This window comes from Rathayibacter oskolensis (genome assembly GCF_900177245.1).
Classification (GTDB): domain Bacteria; phylum Actinomycetota; class Actinomycetes; order Actinomycetales; family Microbacteriaceae; genus Rathayibacter; species Rathayibacter oskolensis.
In genome coordinates this window covers 1455504-1471030 of the sequence record NZ_FXBM01000001.1, presented here as the reverse complement: position 1 = coordinate 1471030, position 15527 = coordinate 1455504, and the positions used below count along the sequence as shown (strand labels likewise).

Here is a 15527-nt window from a genome sequence, read left to right as displayed (position 1 = left end):
CGTTCAGACGCCCGCGAGCGCCCCGAACCCCAGCAGTGGCACCTGGATCTCCTCCGGGGTCAGCGATCCGTGCTGGCCGATCATGGAGCGTCCGGAGGCGTCGTCGGCCGAGTAGTACGCGATCGCCTTCCGGGCGGCGACGAAGAGATCGCCCATGCGGTCAGCCGCTGCCGGCCCGGTGGTCCCGAACCAGCCGCTCGCCCTGACCTCGTCCCGGGTCGCGATCCACGCCCGCGAGCCCTCGGACTCGATCCATCGCGCGGCGATCGCGTCGACGTCGGCTCCGGGCTCGAGGTGGAGCTGCAGGCAGCGCGGCTCGCCGGCGAGGTGCCGCACGCCATCCAGCAGCGCGCCCTGCCCCACCAGCACGTGCGAGGACGCCGGCACGTCGAGCACTCCGTGATCCGCCGTGACGAGCGCTGCCTCTCTCGCCGAGAGACGGCGGGCGAACGCCGAGAACTCGCCGTCGAGGAGCTCGAGCGCGGCGGTCCACTCCGGTGACTCCCACCCGCGGGCGTGAGCGGTCATGTCGAGCTCGGGGACGTAGAGGTAGACGAGCTGCCGTCCGCCTGCGTCGAGGGCGTCGCGGGCCGCCGCGAAGCGCTCGGCGATCGTCCCCGCCGGCCGGTAGTCGGCACCGCGGAGGATCGCACGCGTCAGACCGGACCGCGCGTACCGGGCCGGGCCGATGACGCTCGCACTCACCCCCTCGTCGCGGGCGCGCTCGAAGACCGTGGGATGCGGCTGCCACTCCTCGGGCACCATGCCCGCGTCCCAGCCCGAGAGCTGGTTCACCAGCCGGTCCGAGGCGCGATCGAGGACGCGGTAGCCCACCATCCCGTGCTCCCCCGGGCGGAGGCCCGTCGTGAGGCTGGCCAGTGCCGCGGCGGTCGTCGTCGGGAATCCGGAGGCGAGGGTCGACGCCCGGGTCAGAGCGGGCGCGAGGGTGCGGGCGTGGCCGGCACGCTGACGCAGGCTCGAGGCACCGAGACCGTCGACCAGGACGACGACGATCCGCTCGACGCGGGGGGAGCCGAAGACTCCGGGTCGACCGAGGACGGCATCGAGGGCTCCGGGCAGGACATCGGCGAGGCTCCGCCGCCCGGCGGGGGCGACCGGTAGCATGTGGGTCATCGCGCCCAGTGTCGCACGGTGCTCCGTTCCGCGGGGCGAGCCCCGCTGCCGCGGGTCTCGAGAGATGAGCGCTCCGGCTCCGCCCAGGGCCGCCGGTCCGGTGGTGGAGAAGGCCCCGGCCGGCCGCCGCCGTCGGACCCGCGTGCGACGGGCCGCGGAGAAGAGGCGCCAACCCGTCGCCGTCGCCCTGCGCCCGCCATCGAAGTGAGTCATGAACGCTGCAGCCCCCGCCTCCGGATCCTCCCTGACCGAGCGCATCGAGGACGTCGACGTCTCCGCCGAGATGGAGGGGTCGTTCCTCGAGTACGCCTACTCGGTCATCTACTCCCGCGCCCTGCCCGACGCCCGCGACGGCCTGAAGCCCGTCCAGCGGCGCATCCTCTACATGATGAGCGAGATGGGGCTGCGGCCCGATCACGGTCATGTGAAGTCGGCGCGCGTCACCGGCGAGGTGATGGGCAAGCTCCACCCGCACGGCGACGCCTCCATCTACGACTCGCTGGTGCGCCTCGCCCAGCCGTTCACGATGCGCGTCCCCCTCGTCGACGGGCACGGCAACTTCGGCTCGCTCGACGACGGACCGGCGGCCGCCCGCTACACCGAGGCGCGCCTCGCTCCGGCGGCTCTGGCGATGACCGAGCACCTCGGCGAGGACGTCGTCGACTTCGTGCCCAACTACGACAACCAGCTGACGCAGCCGGAGGTGCTGCCGTCCGCCTTCCCGAACCTCCTGGTAAACGGCGCGAGCGGCATCGCGGTCGGCATGGCGACGAACATGGCTCCGCACAACCTGGTCGAGGTCATCGGCGCCGCCCGGCACCTGATCAGCAACCCCGACGCCTCGCTCGACGACCTGATGTCGTTCGTGCCCGGCCCCGACTTCCCGAGTGGAGGAACGATCGTCGGCCTGGCGGGGGTCCGCGACGCCTACGCCACGGGGCGCGGCAGCTTCAAGACACGCGCACGGGTCTCGGTCGAGAGCATCACCGCGCGCAAGTCCGGCCTCGTCGTCACCGAGCTCCCCTATCTCGTCGGGACCGAGAAGGTGATCGACAAGATCAAGGACGGCGTCCAGAGCAAGAAGCTCAGCGGCATCTCGGATGTCACGGACCTGACCGACCGCGACAACGGCCTCCGCCTCGTCATCGGCATCAAGACCGGCTTCAGCCCGGAGGCGGTGCTCGAGCAGCTCTACCGGTACACGCCCCTCGAGGACACGTTCGCGATCAACAACGTGGCCCTGGTCGACGGCGGACCGCGCACGCTCGGGCTCAAGGAGCTGCTGCAGGTCTACGTCGGTCACCGCGTCCAGGTGGTGACGCGCCGCTCGCGCTACCGGCTGCGCAAGCGTCAGGACCGCCTGCACCTCGTGGAGGGTCTCCTGGTCGCGATCCTCGACATCGACGAGGTCATCCAGCTGATCCGCGGCAGCGACGACACCGCCGCCGCCCGGGCGCGCCTGATCGAGGTCTTCGACCTCAGCACCGTGCAGGCCGACTACATCCTCGAGCTCCAGCTGCGACGGCTCACCAAGTTCTCCCGGATCGAGCTCGAGGCCGAGCGCGACACCCTCCTCGCCGAGATCGCCGAGCTCGAGGCGCTGCTGGCGAGCCGCGCCCGCATCGAGGAGCTCGTCTCGGACGAGCTCGACGACGTCGCGCAGCGCCTCGGCACGCCGCGCCGCACGCTGCTGACCGAGGCCCGCCCCTCCGTGGCGACGACCGGGCGCAAGACGGCCGCGGTCCTCGAGATCGCCGATGCCCCGTGCCGGATCCACCTCAGCACGACCGGTCGCATGGTGCGGGTCGACCGGGATCCGGAGGCGGCTCCCCACCCCGAGCGCGCCTCCCGCCGCAGCAAGCACGACGCGGTGCTCAGCGTGATCGACACGACCACGCGCACCGAGATCGGAGCGGTCACGTCGGCCGGGAGGCTCCTGCGCTTCTCCCCGGTCGACGTCCCGGCCGTCCCGTCGACCTCCGTCCAGCTGGGGGCCGGGGTCAGGATGGCCGACTACCTCACCCACCTCGGAAAGGACGAGCGCGTCCTCGCGCTCGTCTCTCTCGAGGACCCGCGGCCCGTCGCGCTCGGCACCCTCCAGGGCATCGTGAAGCGCGTGTCACTCGCCGACCTGCCCGATCGTCCCGACCTCGAGCTGATCGCCCTCAAGCCGAAGGACGCGGTCGTCGGCGCCGCGCCCGCCGCCGACGAGGACGAGCTCGTCTTCGTGACGGGAGAGGCGCAGCTGCTGCGCTTCAGCGCCTCCTCCGTGCGCCCTCAGGGGCGGACCGCGGCCGGGATGGCGGGAGTGAAGCTCGGCGAGACCGACGAGGTCGTGCACTTCGCCGTCGTCCCCGAGGCCGATCGCGACGAGGCGGTCGTCGCGACGGTGGCGGTCGACAGCTGGGCGCTCTCCGGGACCGACACCGGGAGCGCGAAGGTCTCGGCGTTCTCGGAGTTCCCGGCCAAGGGGCGCGCGACCGGCGGCGTCCGGGCGCAGCGGTTCCTGAAGGGCGAGACGGCGCTCGGAGTCGCGTGGGTCGGCCCGGCGCCGGCTCACGCCCTCGAGGCGAACGGCGCCGTCGCCGCCCTCCCCGAGTCCGGGATGAAGCGGGACGCCTCGGGAGTGGCCCTCGCCGCGCCGATCGCCAGCATCGGAGCAGCTCCCGAGCTGCTCTGATCGTCACCTCGCGGGAGTGGCGCTCCGAGCGACTGCGGTGCGTCGCCGTGCGATCTGCAGGGGGTGCAGCGCCTTCCTGGGGTTCCGTCGCGGAGGACGGACTCTTCGTGCGCCAGCACCCGCAGATCGCACCAACAACTGCAGAGCGCGAGCACCTGCAGATCGCACGAACACCTGCAGAGCGCCCGCGGACCTGCAGAGCGCACCGGCACCCGCGGGGTGCTGAGCCCTACACGTCGATGCGGTCGCGCGAGAGCGTCTCCGAGCCGCGGACGATGAACTCCTTGCGCGGTGCGACGTCGTTGCCCATCAGGAGCTCGAAGACGCGGCCGGCGTTCTCGGCATCGGCGACCCGCACCCGGCGGAGCGTCCTGCGCGAGCGGTCCATGGTCGTCGTCGCCAGCTGGTCGGCATCCATCTCGCCGAGACCCTTGTAGCGCTGGATCGGGTCCTGGTAGCGCCGGCCCGCCTTGGCGAGCGAGGCCAGCACCCCGGTGAGCTCCTTCTCGGAGTAGGTGTAGATCGTCTCGTTCGGCTTCTTCCCCGCGTTCATCACGACGACGCGATGCAGCGGCGGTACCGCCGCGAAGACCCGGCCGGCCTCGACCAGCGGGCGCATGTAGCGGAAGAAGAGGGTCAGCAGGAGCGTGCGGATGTGCGCCCCGTCGACGTCGGCGTCGCTCATCAGGATGATCTTGCCGTAGCGCGCGGCCGACAGGTCGAACGATCGGCCGGACCCGGCTCCGATGACCTGGATCATCGACGCGCACTCGGCGTTCGAGAGCATGTCGGCGATGCTCGCCTTCTGCACGTTCAGGATCTTGCCGCGGATGGGCAGGAGTGCCTGGTACTCGCTGTTGCGGGCGCTCTTCGCGGTGCCGAGGGCGGAATCCCCCTCGACGATGAACAGCTCGCTGTTCTCGACGTCGTTGCTGCGGCAGTCGACGAGCTTCGCGGGGAGGGAGGAGGACTCGAGGGCGTTCTTGCGCCGCTGCGTCTCCTTGTGGGCACGTGCCGAGATGCGCGACTTCATCTCGGCGACCAGCTTCTCGAGCAGCTGCGACATCTGCGCCTTGTCCTCGCGCTTGGTCGAGGAGAAGACCGCGCCGAGCGTCGAGCCGATGGTCTGCGCGACGATGGCGCGCACCGCCGGGGTGCCGAGCACCTCCTTCGTCTGGCCCTCGAACTGCGGTTCGGGGAGCCGGACGGTGAGCACGGCCGTCAGGCCGGCGAGCATGTCGTCCTTCTCGAGCTTGTCGGAGCCGACCTTGAGCCGACGCGCATTCGCCTCGACCTGCGAGCGGAGCAGTTTCAGCAGGCCCTGCTCGAAGCCGGTCTGGTGGGTCCCGCCCTTGGGAGTCGAGATGATGTTCACGAAGCTGCGCATCACGGTCTCGTAGCCGGTGCCCCAGCGCAGGGCGATGTCGACCTCGCACGTGCGCTCCACCTCGGTGGGCACCATCGCGCCGCCCGGCGTCAGCACCGGGACCGTCTCTGTGAAGGCGCCCGAGCCCGAGAGCCGGAGGACGTCGGTCACCGCCGAGTCGGGCGCCAGGAACTCCACGAACTCCGAGATCCCCCCGTCGTAGCGGAACATCTCGGCACGCCGCTCGTCCTCGCGGTCGTCGACGATGTCGATCGTGAGCCCCGGGACGAGGAAGGCCGTCTGCCGAGCGCGGGTCACGAGGTCGTCGGTCTGGAACGCCGCGCCCTTCGTGAAGATCTGCCGATCGGCCCAGTAGCGCACGCGCGTCCCCGTGACGCCCTTCGCGACCTTGCCGACGACGGCCAGCTCCGACCCGTTCTCGAACGGAGTGAACGGAGCATCGGGAGTGGGCTCGCCCGCGTCGGCGAAGCGGCCGGGCTCCCCGCGGTGGAACGACATGCGGTAGGTGCGACCGTCGCGGTCGACCTCGACGTCGAGCCGCTCCGACAGGGCGTTCACCACCGACGCGCCGACCCCGTGCAGTCCGCCCGACGCCGCGTAGGAGCCGGAGCCGAACTTGCCGCCCGCGTGGAGCTTCGTGAAGACGACCTCGACGCCGGTCAGTCCGGTCTTCGGCTCGATGTCGACGGGGATCCCGCGCGCCCGGTCGCGCACCTCGACGCTGTCGTCGGAGTGCAGCACGACGCTGATCTCGGTGCCGTGCCCCGCCAGAGCCTCGTCGACGGAGTTGTCGATGACCTCCCAGAGGCAGTGCATGAGTCCGCGGGAGTCGGTCGATCCGATGTACATGCCCGGGCGCTTCCGGACCGCCTCGAGACCCTCGAGGACGGAGAGGTGTCGAGCGGAGTAATCGGAGGAGGCCATTCCTCCAGTTTACTTTCGGGGGCTCCTCTCCCCGTGCGCGACGCGGCGAGCGTGAACGCGCATGCCGTCCAGTACCACAGAGCGCCTACGCGCACAGCGAAATGCCGCTCGATCGTCTCTGTGCGGAAACATTCGCGTGCTTTGATGGTTCCACTAAGCAGAGATCGAAGACCGAGTGCAGGAGGCCAAGTCATGTCGACCACAGCAACCCAGAACGGCGTGGACGAACTCGCTGGCGTCCACCAGCTCTCCGCCGCCGACCGCTGCGACAGCTGCGGCGCCCAGGCGTACATCCGAGTCGTGGTGAACAACGGAGAGCTTCTGTTCTGCGCCCACCACGGCAAGAAGTACCAGGAGAAGCTCTCGAGCATCGCACAGAGCTGGCACGACGAGTCCGCGCGACTCTTCGAAGAGCAGCGGCCCTGAGCCACGGCGAGACGTCGGAGCGTCGCTGAGACGCCCTACCGAACGACACCGAGCCGCTTCGCGATCACCTCGCGGGCGGCTCGTGCCGTTTCATCGGACGCCCGGATCCGCTCGTCCGTCGCCGCGTACGCGAGACCGTGGCGATCGGCCGTCCTGCGGAGGATCGCGTCGGCGAGTGCAGGATTCTTGGCCAGGACCGGTCCGTGCAGGTGCGTGCCGAGCAGCGAGCCGCTCCGGTACCCCTCGACGCCGTGACCGTCGCCGACTCCGTGCAGCACTCGCCCGAGCGCCGAGGTGGTGTCGAAGCCGTCGATCCGGCGGACGTGGTTCTCGAACCCGACGAGCACGCCGTCGGTCGACTGGACGACGAGGTCCCCGGTCGTCCGCTCACCGGTCACCGCTCTGCCCGGGAAGACCCCGAGGCCCTGCACGACCCCCGAGGGTGTCTCGAAGGACTCGGTCAGCAGTTCCCAGCCGGCTCCGACGGCCACGATCTCGACGCCGTCACCGACCCAGCCGCGGAGCTCGTCACCGACCTCCTGCAGGAGGTCGAGGACGGCCGGGAGATCCTGATCGGCGCCGGTGCCGGCCACGAGCACATCGGGTCGGACGGCGAAGTCGCCGGCGGAGCGCAACTGCACCGCCTCGGCGTCGAGACCCGCCCACCGGGCCCGAGCCACGAGGACCCGCGCGTTCGCCGCGTCGCCGTTGCTGTCGAGAGCCTCCGGCGCGAGCACGCCGATGCGGAGAGTGGTCACGAGTCCTCCTCGCGGTTGGAGGCGAGCTGAAGGTGGGCGCGGGTGCGGCGCATCGAGTCGGCCGAGAAGACGATCGTCTTCCTGCCAGAGACGGGTGTGGGCAGCGCGAGGAAGCTGTCGAGAGCTCGACCCAGATCCTCGTCGACCGCGTCGATCGCGACTCCGTCGTAGCGCAGCTGCAGGGCGGCCTCGTGGGCCTTCGACCCCGAGACGACGCGCACCCGACCGAGGCCGGAGGTGTCGACGGGCCAGAAGTAGGAGGGATCGCGCACGTCGGAGCCGATCGCGAGCATGATCTGCTCGGTGCCCTGCGGGATCTCGGCCAGGTTCAGCCGGTAGCTCGCCGGGTTCTGCACCAGCACGAACTCCACCTCCTGGCCGCGGACGGTGACCACCTCGCCGCGTCCGAAGACGGGATCGATCGAGGAGAGGGCCGCGGAGGCGACATCGGCGTCGAAGCGCTCGCTGAGAACCGCGCGCGCGGCCGAGACCGCTGCTGCGGCGTCGACGGCGTAGTGGACGCCGCGCGCCGGCAGGCGCACGTCGAGCGTGTCGCCGTCGCTCACGATCCGAGCGCTCGCGCCCGAGGTCGACTCGACGACGGTCGTGGCCCGCTCGGCTCCGCCCTCGGCCGCAGCGGCGTAGCCGAGCCCGCCGACCGCGTCCTCGCGCACCGGAGCGGACACGCCGTACCAGCGGACGCCGTCCTGCGGCAGCGCGGTCGCGATCTCGGCGACGTGGCGGTCGTCCGCGTTCAACACGACCGGGCCGGTGGCCCGCTCGGCGATGGTGCCGAGCATGCGGGCGACCATCGCGGGGTCGAAGAAGCGGTCGATCTGATCGACGACCACATTCGTCAGCAGCACGACTCTCGGGCGCATGCGCGGCGCGAGCCGAGCGCCGTGCCCTTCGTCCATCTCGAGGACGGCGATGTCAGCGTCGATCCGGCCGCGGAGGTCCGAGCGCTCGAGGAGGGCCGAGGTGAGCCCCTGTGCGATGTTGGCGGTCGAGGGATTCGTGAACACCCGCAGCCCATGTGCTCGGAGCACCGCGACGAGCATCTTGGTCGTCGTCGACTTGCCCGCCGACCCCGTGACGACGACGAGCCCCTCGGCGAAGCCCTCGAGGACAGCCGGGAGGAATCCGGGCGCGAGGCGGTTGACCACGAGTCCGGGGACGGCGGAGCCCCCGCCGGGCTTCCGGACACGCGCCGCGAAGCGGGCGGCCCTCCCCAGGAGGACCGCCGGCGCGTAGCGGATCACCGGCCTACTCGAGGTAGTCGCGCAGCGACTGCGAGCGGGAGGGGTGGCGCAGCTTCGCCATCGTCTTCGACTCGATCTGACGGATGCGCTCGCGCGTGACGCCGAACGTGTCGCCGATCTGGTCGAGGGTCTTCGGCATGCCGTCGCCGAGACCGAAGCGCATGCGGATGACTCCGGCCTCACGCTCCGACAGGGAGTCGAGGAGCGACTCGAGCTGCTTCTGCAGCATCGTGAAGCCCACGGCGTCGGCCGGCACAACGGCCTCGGTGTCCTCGATGAGGTCGCCGAACTCGCTGTCGCCGTCCTCGCCGAGCGGGGTGTGCAGCGAGATCGGCTCGCGGCCGTACTTCTGCACCTCGATGACCTTCTCGGGGGTCATGTCGAGCTCGCGGGACAGCTCCTCCGGAGTGGGCTCGCGGCCCAGATCCTGGAGCATCTGCCGCTGGACGCGGGCGAGCTTGTTGATGACCTCGACCATGTGGACCGGGATGCGGATGGTGCGCGCCTGGTCGGCCATGGCGCGGGTGATCGCCTGACGGATCCACCAGGTCGCATAGGTCGAGAACTTGAAGCCCTTGGTGTAGTCGAACTTCTCGACGGCGCGGATGAGGCCGAGGTTGCCCTCCTGGATGAGGTCCAGGAACTGCATGCCACGACCCGTGTAGCGCTTCGCGAGGCTGACGACGAGTCGGAGGTTCGCACCGAGCAGGTGGCTCTTCGCCCGCTGCCCGTCCTTCGCGACCCAGCGGAGCTCGCGGACGAGCTCCGGGCTGAGGTCGCTCGTGTTGGCGAGCTTGTCCTCGGCGAAGAGGCCCGCCTCGATGCGCATCGCGAGCTCGACCTCCTCGGCCGCGTTCAGGAGCGCGACCTTGCCGATCTGCTTGAGGTAGTCCTTGACGGGGTCGGCGGTCGCGCCGGTGATCGCCGTCGAGTAGACGGGGACCTCGTCGTCGTCGCCGCCGAAGGACAGGACGAGGGCGCCGCTCGGGAGCGGCTCCGCCGGCGCAGCCACGGCGACGGCAGGGGTCTCGGGGGTCTCGGTGTCGTCCTTGGCGTCGGCCTCGGGCTCCTCGACGACCGTCTCGGTCTCGTCGTCCTCCGTCACCTCCGCCTCGTCGGGCTCGGGCGCGTCGGGAGTCTCCTCCTCGGCGGCCGTGGCGGGCGCAGCGGTCTTCGCGGAGGCGCGGGCGCGCGGGGTCTTGGCGGCTGCGGGCTTGCGCGCGGCCGGCTTCTTGGTCGTCGTCGCGTCGTCGTCGACGGCGTCGAGCGTTGCTGTCTTGGTAGCTCTGGTGGCCATGGCGGCACCTCTCCATCCGTTGCGTCCCGGTAGCGCACGTCGCCGGGAGGGCGTCGTCCGTCGGTGGGCATTACGAGGACCCATGTCAAGTCGAGGACGTCGCACGCCCGACGTGGGCCTGGTGCTCCTCGACCCGAACGGGTCCTATTGACAATTATTGCACGCCTGAGTAGTGGGATCGCGCCGATCGGCGGGTGGCGAGCACGGATCTCCCGATCCGATCCTCACGACTCCCCTCGCGGGCGGGACATCGTGCGCGGGGCGGAGCCGAAGCGGCGGTCAGCGTCCCGAGCGCCCACGACGGAGCCGGTCACTCAGTGCAACCCAGAGAGGGGCCACCATTATTCCCTCGTCCTCGGCGAGACGGCGCCGGGTCCGCCGACGGGCGCTGACGAGTCCCACGACTCCCGCGCCCACCACGATGTACTGCACGCACCACGCGAGCCGGAAGCTGTCCATCGAGTAGAGGCGTGCCGAGTCGGCGCCGGGGCCCGCGAGCGCGTCGAGGAGGAGCCCCATCGCGAACATCATCGTGAAGGTCGCGAGGAATCCGCCGACGTTGACCACGCCGTTCGCCGCACCGAGGCTCCGCTGGGGGTTGAAGGTCCTCGCGAAGTCGAATCCGATCATGGAGCCGGGCCCGCCCGCGCCGATCACGATGAGCAGGAGGACGATCAGCCAGTACGGCGGGACACCGGGCCAGAGCAGGACGACCGTCCAGGCGACGGCCATGGCCGACACGATCCCGATCACGAGGTTGCTCCGCCGCATCGGATGCCGCGCGGTCAGCACTCCGAGGACCGGACCGACGATGATCCCCGCGACCACGACGATCGTCAGCGTCGGAGCGGCGGAGCTCGGAGGCAGGCCGATCGCGTAGACGAGGAACGGGTAGCCCCAGAGCAGCGTGAAGACCGTTCCCGAGGACTGCGTCACGAAGTGCGACCAGAAGCCGAGCTGCGTACCGGGTCGCCGGAGACTGACCACGAGCTGCGCGATCGTCGCCCGCAGTGTCGGCGGCACGATCACGATCGGCTCCGTGCGTGGAGGGACGTCGCTGATCAGGAGGAGCACGCCCAGGAAGGCGACCGCTCCGAGCCCCGCCGCGCTGAGGAACGCGGGCGTCCACCCGACGGAGTGCAGGAGCGCCGCGAACGGGAGCGCCGAGAGGATCTGCCCGATCTGGCCGATGTTCCCGATCCACTGCGAGAGCTGCGGGACGGTCGGCCCGCTGAACCAGGTCACCGTCAGACGGATGACGGAGGTGAAGATCGCCGCGTCACCGGCCCCCACGAGGACCCGGCCCAGGACGGCGATCCCGATCGAGGGGGCGACCGCGAGCACGACCTGGCCGATCATCATCAGAGCGGTACCGCTGAGGATCAGCGTCCTGGGCCCGAAGCGGTCGATCAGGATGCCGACCGGGATCTGCATCCCCGCGTACACGATGAGCTGGACGACGGCGAGGGTGGAGAGGACCGCGGCGGCGACTCCGAACCGCTCGGCGGCGTCGATCCCCGCGACACCGAGGGTCGTGCGGTTCAGGACCGCGACGAGGTAGGCGAACGAACCGGCACCGAAGACGAACCAGGCTCGACGAGATCGCACTCGCCCGAGCCTAGCAAGCGGGCCGAGGGGCTCAGGAGGCGGCGGGCTCGTCCCCGGGTCGGCGGATCGCGAGGAACTTCTCGAGCTCCGCGGCCAGCGCATCGGCACTCGGGACGAAGCCGTCCTCGTCCGTCAGCGGCGAGCGCAGGCTCGTCCCCTCCATGTAGGTGTCGTGCCGCGACTCGAGCGCCTGCACCAGCTTCTGCAGCTCCTCGTTGCCGGCGACCTGCTCGTCGACCTTCGCGAGGAACTCGCGACCGCTCTCCCGGAGGCGGTCGGTCGGGAAGATGAGGCCGGTCGAGGCGGAGATGCTCTCGAGCGCGGCGACGGCGGCCTGGGGGTACTCGGTGTCCGAGAGGTAGTGCGGGATGAGCAGGGCGAAGCCGACCGCGGGCGTCCCGCGCTCGTACAGCCGGTACTCGAGCAGGTGCAGCACGTTCGAGGGGACCTGCGTGTGCGGCTTCCAGACCGACATCGCGTCGATCAGGTCCTCGCGGTTGCCGCTCACGGTCACGCCCACCGGCCGGGTGTGCGGGACCGGCATGGGGATCGCGTGCACCCAGGTGGTGCCCGCGACCTCGAGCCGGTCGATCAGCGAGACCACGGCGCGTGTGAACCGCTCCCACTGGAAGTCGGGCTCGAAGCCGGTCAGCAGGAGGAAGGGCTGGTGCAGCTCGTCGTAGGCGATGGAGAGTCGCAGCGTCGCCGGGCGGTAGTCGGTCAGGTGGTCCTGATCGAAGGTGATGATGGGTCGACGAGCCCGGTAGTCGAGCAGCTGATCCTGGTCGAACGAGACGATCGGCCGGTGCTGGAGGGTGTCGAGCAGGTACTCGCCCACCTGTGCGACGGCACCGCCGGCATCGGCGAACCCGGTGAGCCCCGCGACCAGGTGCAGCCCGCGCGGAACCTCCGACAGGTCGCCCTCGATCTCGAACAGCTCTTCCGGATCCAGCATGCGATCAACTGTAGACGGCGCCCGTCCAGCCCCTCGGCGGCGGCGCTGAGCCCTGAGCGAACAGCGCCTACGATTGCGCGCATGCCCCTCTCCTCTCTCGAGTTCTCGACTGTTCCGGCCTCCGACATCGACTCGGACGCCCTCGTCCTCGGGGTCGCGCCGGGACCGGACGGTCCCCGTCTGGTCGGCGTCGAGGGCTTCGACGAGCTCGTGAGCGCCCTCCCTGCGCTCGGTGCCACCGGAGCGGTCGAGACCCTGGTCCGCGTCCCGTCCCCCGTGCGCGCCGGCGTCCTCGTCCTCGTCGGTCTCGGCTCGTCCGAGCCGTCGGCCACGGTCCTCCGAGCAGCCGCGGGCCTGGCCGTCCGGTCGCTCGCGGGGAGCGCCTCCGTCGCTCTCGCGCTGCCCGCCGGCGCCGACGGCGCGCTCGCCGCGGTCGCCGAAGGTGCGGCACTCGGCGCCTACTCCTTCTCGGCCTACCGCGGCAGCACCGCCGACTCGGTCAAGCGCCCGGTCCAGGACGTCGTCCTGCTCGCGCCCGAGGGCGGCGACACCGCGATCCTCGAGCGCGCGCTCGTCATCGGCCGCGCCGTCTCGACCGTCAAGGACCTCGTCAACACTCCCCCGTCGCACCTCTACCCCCGGACGATGGCCGAGGCGGTCCAGGAGGGATCCGCCGGGCTCCCCCTCGAGGTGACGGTCTGGGACGAGGAGGCGCTCGAGGCCGAGGGTTTCGGCGGGATCCTCGGCGTGGGCAGCGGCTCCTCCCGGCCGCCGCGACTCGTCAAGGTCGCCTACTCGCCCGAGGGCGCGACGGCGCACCTCGCTCTCGTCGGCAAGGGCATCACGTTCGACAGCGGCGGACTCTCGCTCAAGCCGCCGGCGTCGATGATCGGCATGAAGTACGACATGACCGGCGCCGCAACCGTCTACGCGGTCGTGCGCGCGGCAGCCGAGCTGAGCCTCCCGGTGCGGATCACCGCGTGGCTCTGCATCGCCGAGAACCTGCCGTCGGGCACGGCCATCCGACCCAACGACGTCCTCACCATCCGAGGAGGCACGACCGTGGAGGTGCTCAACACCGACGCCGAGGGACGCCTCGTGCTCGCCGACGGGATCGTCGCCGCGAGCGAGGAGCAGCCCGACGCCATCGTCGACGTCGCGACGCTCACCGGTGCGGCGATGGTCGCGCTCGGCAACCGCTACGTCGGCGCGATGGGCGACGACGAGCTGATCGGCACGGTGATCGAGGCGGCGACGGCAGCGGGCGAGACCTTCTGGCACATGCCGCTCCCTCCGGAGCTGCGTCCCCTGCTCAACTCGGACATCGCCGACATCGCGAACGTGAAGCCGGGCAACACGGCGGGCGGCATGCTGATCGCCGGGCACTTCCTGAAGGAGTTCGTCGGCACGCGCGGCGAGGGCGAGGACGCCACCACGATCCCCTGGGTCCACCTCGACATCGCGGGCGCCGCCAACAACTCCGGCGGGGCGCACGGCTTCACGGCAGGGGGGCCGACCGGAGTCTCGGTGCGGGCGCTCCTCGTGCTGGCCGAGGGCTTCGCGAGCGCGTAGTAGGGTCGACGGGGCGGGAGATCCCGCCTCGTCCCCCCTCCGCAGGCCTCGTGCGCACCGCGCCGGAGCCGCTCAGGAGGCGAGGGGACCCGCGTCGCAAGGGAGTCACTCCGTGTCGGAAGAGCGCTACGACCTCGTCGTGCTCGGTGGTGGCAGCGGCGGCTACGCGGCGGCCCTCCGTGCGGCCCAGCTCGGGATGAGCGTCGCGATCGTCGAGCGGGACAAGCTCGGAGGCACCTGCCTCCACCGCGGCTGCGTGCCGACCAAGGCCCTGCTCCACGCCGCGGAGCTGGCCGACGGCGCGAAGGACGCGCAGAAGTACGGCGTGCTCGCCGAGTTCCGCGGCATCGACATCGCCGGAGTCACGCGCTACCGCGAGGGAGTGGTCGCCGGCAAGTACAAGGGTCTGCAGAGCCTCGTCTCCGCGCGCGGCATCACCGTCGTCACCGGGGAGGGCCGGCTCACGGCACCGGGCACGGTCGTCGTCGGAGAGCACGTTCTGCACGGCGGCACCGTCGTGGTCGCCACCGGATCCTCCTCCAGGACACTGCCGGGCATCGAGATCGGCGGTCGCGTCATCACGAGCGATCAGGCGCTCGAGCTCGATCACGTCCCCGACCGCGTGGTCGTCCTGGGCGGAGGAGTCATCGGCGTCGAGTTCGCGAGCGTGTGGCGCTCGTTCGGGGCCGAGGTCACGATCGTCGAGGCGCTTCCGCACCTGGTCCCCAACGAGGACGAGAGCATGAGCAAGCAGCTCGAGCGCGCGTTCCGGAAGCGCGGGATCGCGTTCACCCTCGGGTCGCGCGTGTCGTCCGTCTCGCAGACGGACGCCGGGGTGACGGTCTCGCTCGAGTCCGGCGCGTCCGTCGAGGGCGACATCCTGCTCGTCGCGGTCGGGCGGGGCCCGGTCACCGCCGGAATCGGACTCGAGGAGATCGGCGTCCGCCTCGACCGCGGCTACGTCGTCACGGACGAGCGCCTGCAGACCTCGGTCCCGAACGTCTACGCCGTCGGCGACATCGTCCCCGGGCTCCAGCTCGCCCACCGCAGCTTCCAGCAGGGGATCTTCGTCGCAGAGGAGATCGCCGGACTCGGCCCGCAGACCGTCGCCGATCTGAACGTGCCGAAGGTGACCTACAGCGATCCCGAGGTCGCGTCGGTCGGTCTCACCGAGGCGAGGGCGATCGCCGAGTACGGCGCCGAGCGGATCGCCAGCTACGACTACGGCCTGGCGGGGAACGCCCGGAGCACCATCATCGGCACCGCGGGCTCGGTGAAGGTCGTCCGAGTCGTCGACGGTCCCGTCGTCGGCGTGCACATGATCGGCGCCCGCGTGGGCGAGCTGATCGGCGAGGCCCAGCTCATCGTGAACTGGGAGGCACACCCGGAGGACGTCGCACCGTTCGTGCACGCCCATCCCACTCAGAACGAGGCGCTCGGCGAGGCGCACCTCGCACTGGCCGGCAAGCCGTTGCACGCCCTGTAGAACCACCGGGAGCGGCGACCCGCTGCTCCCGCTTCACT

11 protein-coding genes are annotated in these 15527 nt (G+C 70.9%); 4 read left to right on the top strand and 7 right to left on the bottom strand.

Translation table 11 applies throughout. The features are described from left to right. Positions 1-3: 3 nt before the first annotated feature. Positions 4-1134, bottom strand: coding sequence for an alkaline phosphatase family protein (locus tag B9Y99_RS07120; RefSeq protein ID WP_208856891.1), 1131 nt, complete (start codon positions 1132-1134; stop codon positions 4-6). 211 nt (positions 1135-1345) lie between these two features. Between B9Y99_RS07120 and B9Y99_RS07115 the strand changes: the two genes are divergently transcribed. After that, positions 1346-3814: a DNA gyrase/topoisomerase IV subunit A gene (locus B9Y99_RS07115; protein ID WP_085475811.1), complete on the top strand. Its 2469-nt coding sequence runs from the start codon at positions 1346-1348 to the stop codon at positions 3812-3814. Positions 3815-4043: 229 nt separating this feature from the next. On the opposite strand, the gene B9Y99_RS07110 is transcribed toward B9Y99_RS07115, so the two are convergent. Further along, positions 4044-6125, bottom strand: coding sequence for a DNA gyrase/topoisomerase IV subunit B (locus B9Y99_RS07110; RefSeq protein ID WP_085475810.1), 2082 nt, complete (start codon positions 6123-6125; stop codon positions 4044-4046). Between the two features lie 192 nt (positions 6126-6317). Between B9Y99_RS07110 and B9Y99_RS07105 the strand changes: the two genes are divergently transcribed. Beyond that, on the top strand, positions 6318-6551 hold the full coding sequence (locus B9Y99_RS07105; protein ID WP_085475809.1) for a DUF7455 domain-containing protein: 234 nt from the start codon (positions 6318-6320) through the stop codon (positions 6549-6551). 35 nt (positions 6552-6586) lie between these two features. Here B9Y99_RS07105 and B9Y99_RS07100 read toward each other — a convergent pair whose 3' ends face one another. The 5 genes from B9Y99_RS07100 to B9Y99_RS07080 all read right to left on the bottom strand — a co-directional run bounded on the left by B9Y99_RS07100 (position 6587) and on the right by B9Y99_RS07080 (position 12431). Further along, the gene (locus tag B9Y99_RS07100) at positions 6587-7309 is read right to left on the bottom strand and encodes a type 1 glutamine amidotransferase (protein WP_165759555.1); all 723 of its coding nucleotides are present in this window, start codon (positions 7307-7309) and stop codon (positions 6587-6589) included. Continuing rightward, entirely contained in the window at positions 7306-8571 is a 1266-nt protein-coding gene (locus tag B9Y99_RS07095) for a Mur ligase family protein (RefSeq protein ID WP_085475807.1), read from the bottom strand. Before B9Y99_RS07095 ends, B9Y99_RS07100 begins: the two co-directional genes overlap by 4 nt. Before the next feature lie 4 nt (positions 8572-8575). Beyond that, positions 8576-9868, bottom strand: coding sequence for an RNA polymerase sigma factor (locus B9Y99_RS07090; RefSeq protein WP_085475806.1), 1293 nt, complete (start codon positions 9866-9868; stop codon positions 8576-8578). A gap of 279 nt (positions 9869-10147) precedes the next feature. Further along, complete coding sequence (locus B9Y99_RS07085; RefSeq protein WP_085475805.1) at positions 10148-11476, bottom strand: MFS transporter; 1329 nt, start codon at positions 11474-11476, stop codon at positions 10148-10150. 31 nt (positions 11477-11507) lie between these two features. Then, a complete protein-coding gene (locus B9Y99_RS07080; RefSeq protein WP_085475804.1) occupies positions 11508-12431 on the bottom strand; it encodes a proteasome assembly chaperone family protein in 924 nt (307 codons plus the stop codon). Between the two features lie 81 nt (positions 12432-12512). Between B9Y99_RS07080 and B9Y99_RS07075 the strand changes: the two genes are divergently transcribed. Continuing rightward, positions 12513-14003 carry a leucyl aminopeptidase gene (locus tag B9Y99_RS07075; protein ID WP_085475803.1) on the top strand — a complete coding sequence of 497 codons (1491 nt, stop codon included), beginning with the start codon at positions 12513-12515 and terminating at the stop codon, positions 14001-14003. A gap of 112 nt (positions 14004-14115) precedes the next feature. Beyond that, on the top strand, positions 14116-15489 hold the full coding sequence (lpdA, locus tag B9Y99_RS07070; RefSeq protein ID WP_085475802.1) for a dihydrolipoyl dehydrogenase: 1374 nt from the start codon (positions 14116-14118) through the stop codon (positions 15487-15489). Positions 15490-15527: the final 38 nt, after the last annotated feature.

Excerpts from the sequence above, each read along its gene's own strand:
- B9Y99_RS07120 (WP_208856891.1), bottom strand. The coding sequence starts at position 1,134 with ATGACCCACATGCTACCGGTCGCCCCCGCCGGGCGGCGGAGCCTCGCC.
- B9Y99_RS07105 (WP_085475809.1), top strand. The coding sequence starts at position 6,318 with ATGTCGACCACAGCAACCCAGAACGGCGTGGACGAACTCGCTGGCGTC.
- B9Y99_RS07110 (WP_085475810.1), bottom strand. The coding sequence starts at position 6,125 with ATGGCCTCCTCCGATTACTCCGCTCGACACCTCTCCGTCCTCGAGGGT.
- B9Y99_RS07075 (WP_085475803.1), top strand. The coding sequence starts at position 12,513 with ATGCCCCTCTCCTCTCTCGAGTTCTCGACTGTTCCGGCCTCCGACATC.
- B9Y99_RS07090 (WP_085475806.1), bottom strand. The coding sequence starts at position 9,868 with ATGGCCACCAGAGCTACCAAGACAGCAACGCTCGACGCCGTCGACGAC.
- B9Y99_RS07115 (WP_085475811.1), top strand. The coding sequence starts at position 1,346 with ATGAACGCTGCAGCCCCCGCCTCCGGATCCTCCCTGACCGAGCGCATC.
- B9Y99_RS07080 (WP_085475804.1), bottom strand. The coding sequence starts at position 12,431 with ATGCTGGATCCGGAAGAGCTGTTCGAGATCGAGGGCGACCTGTCGGAG.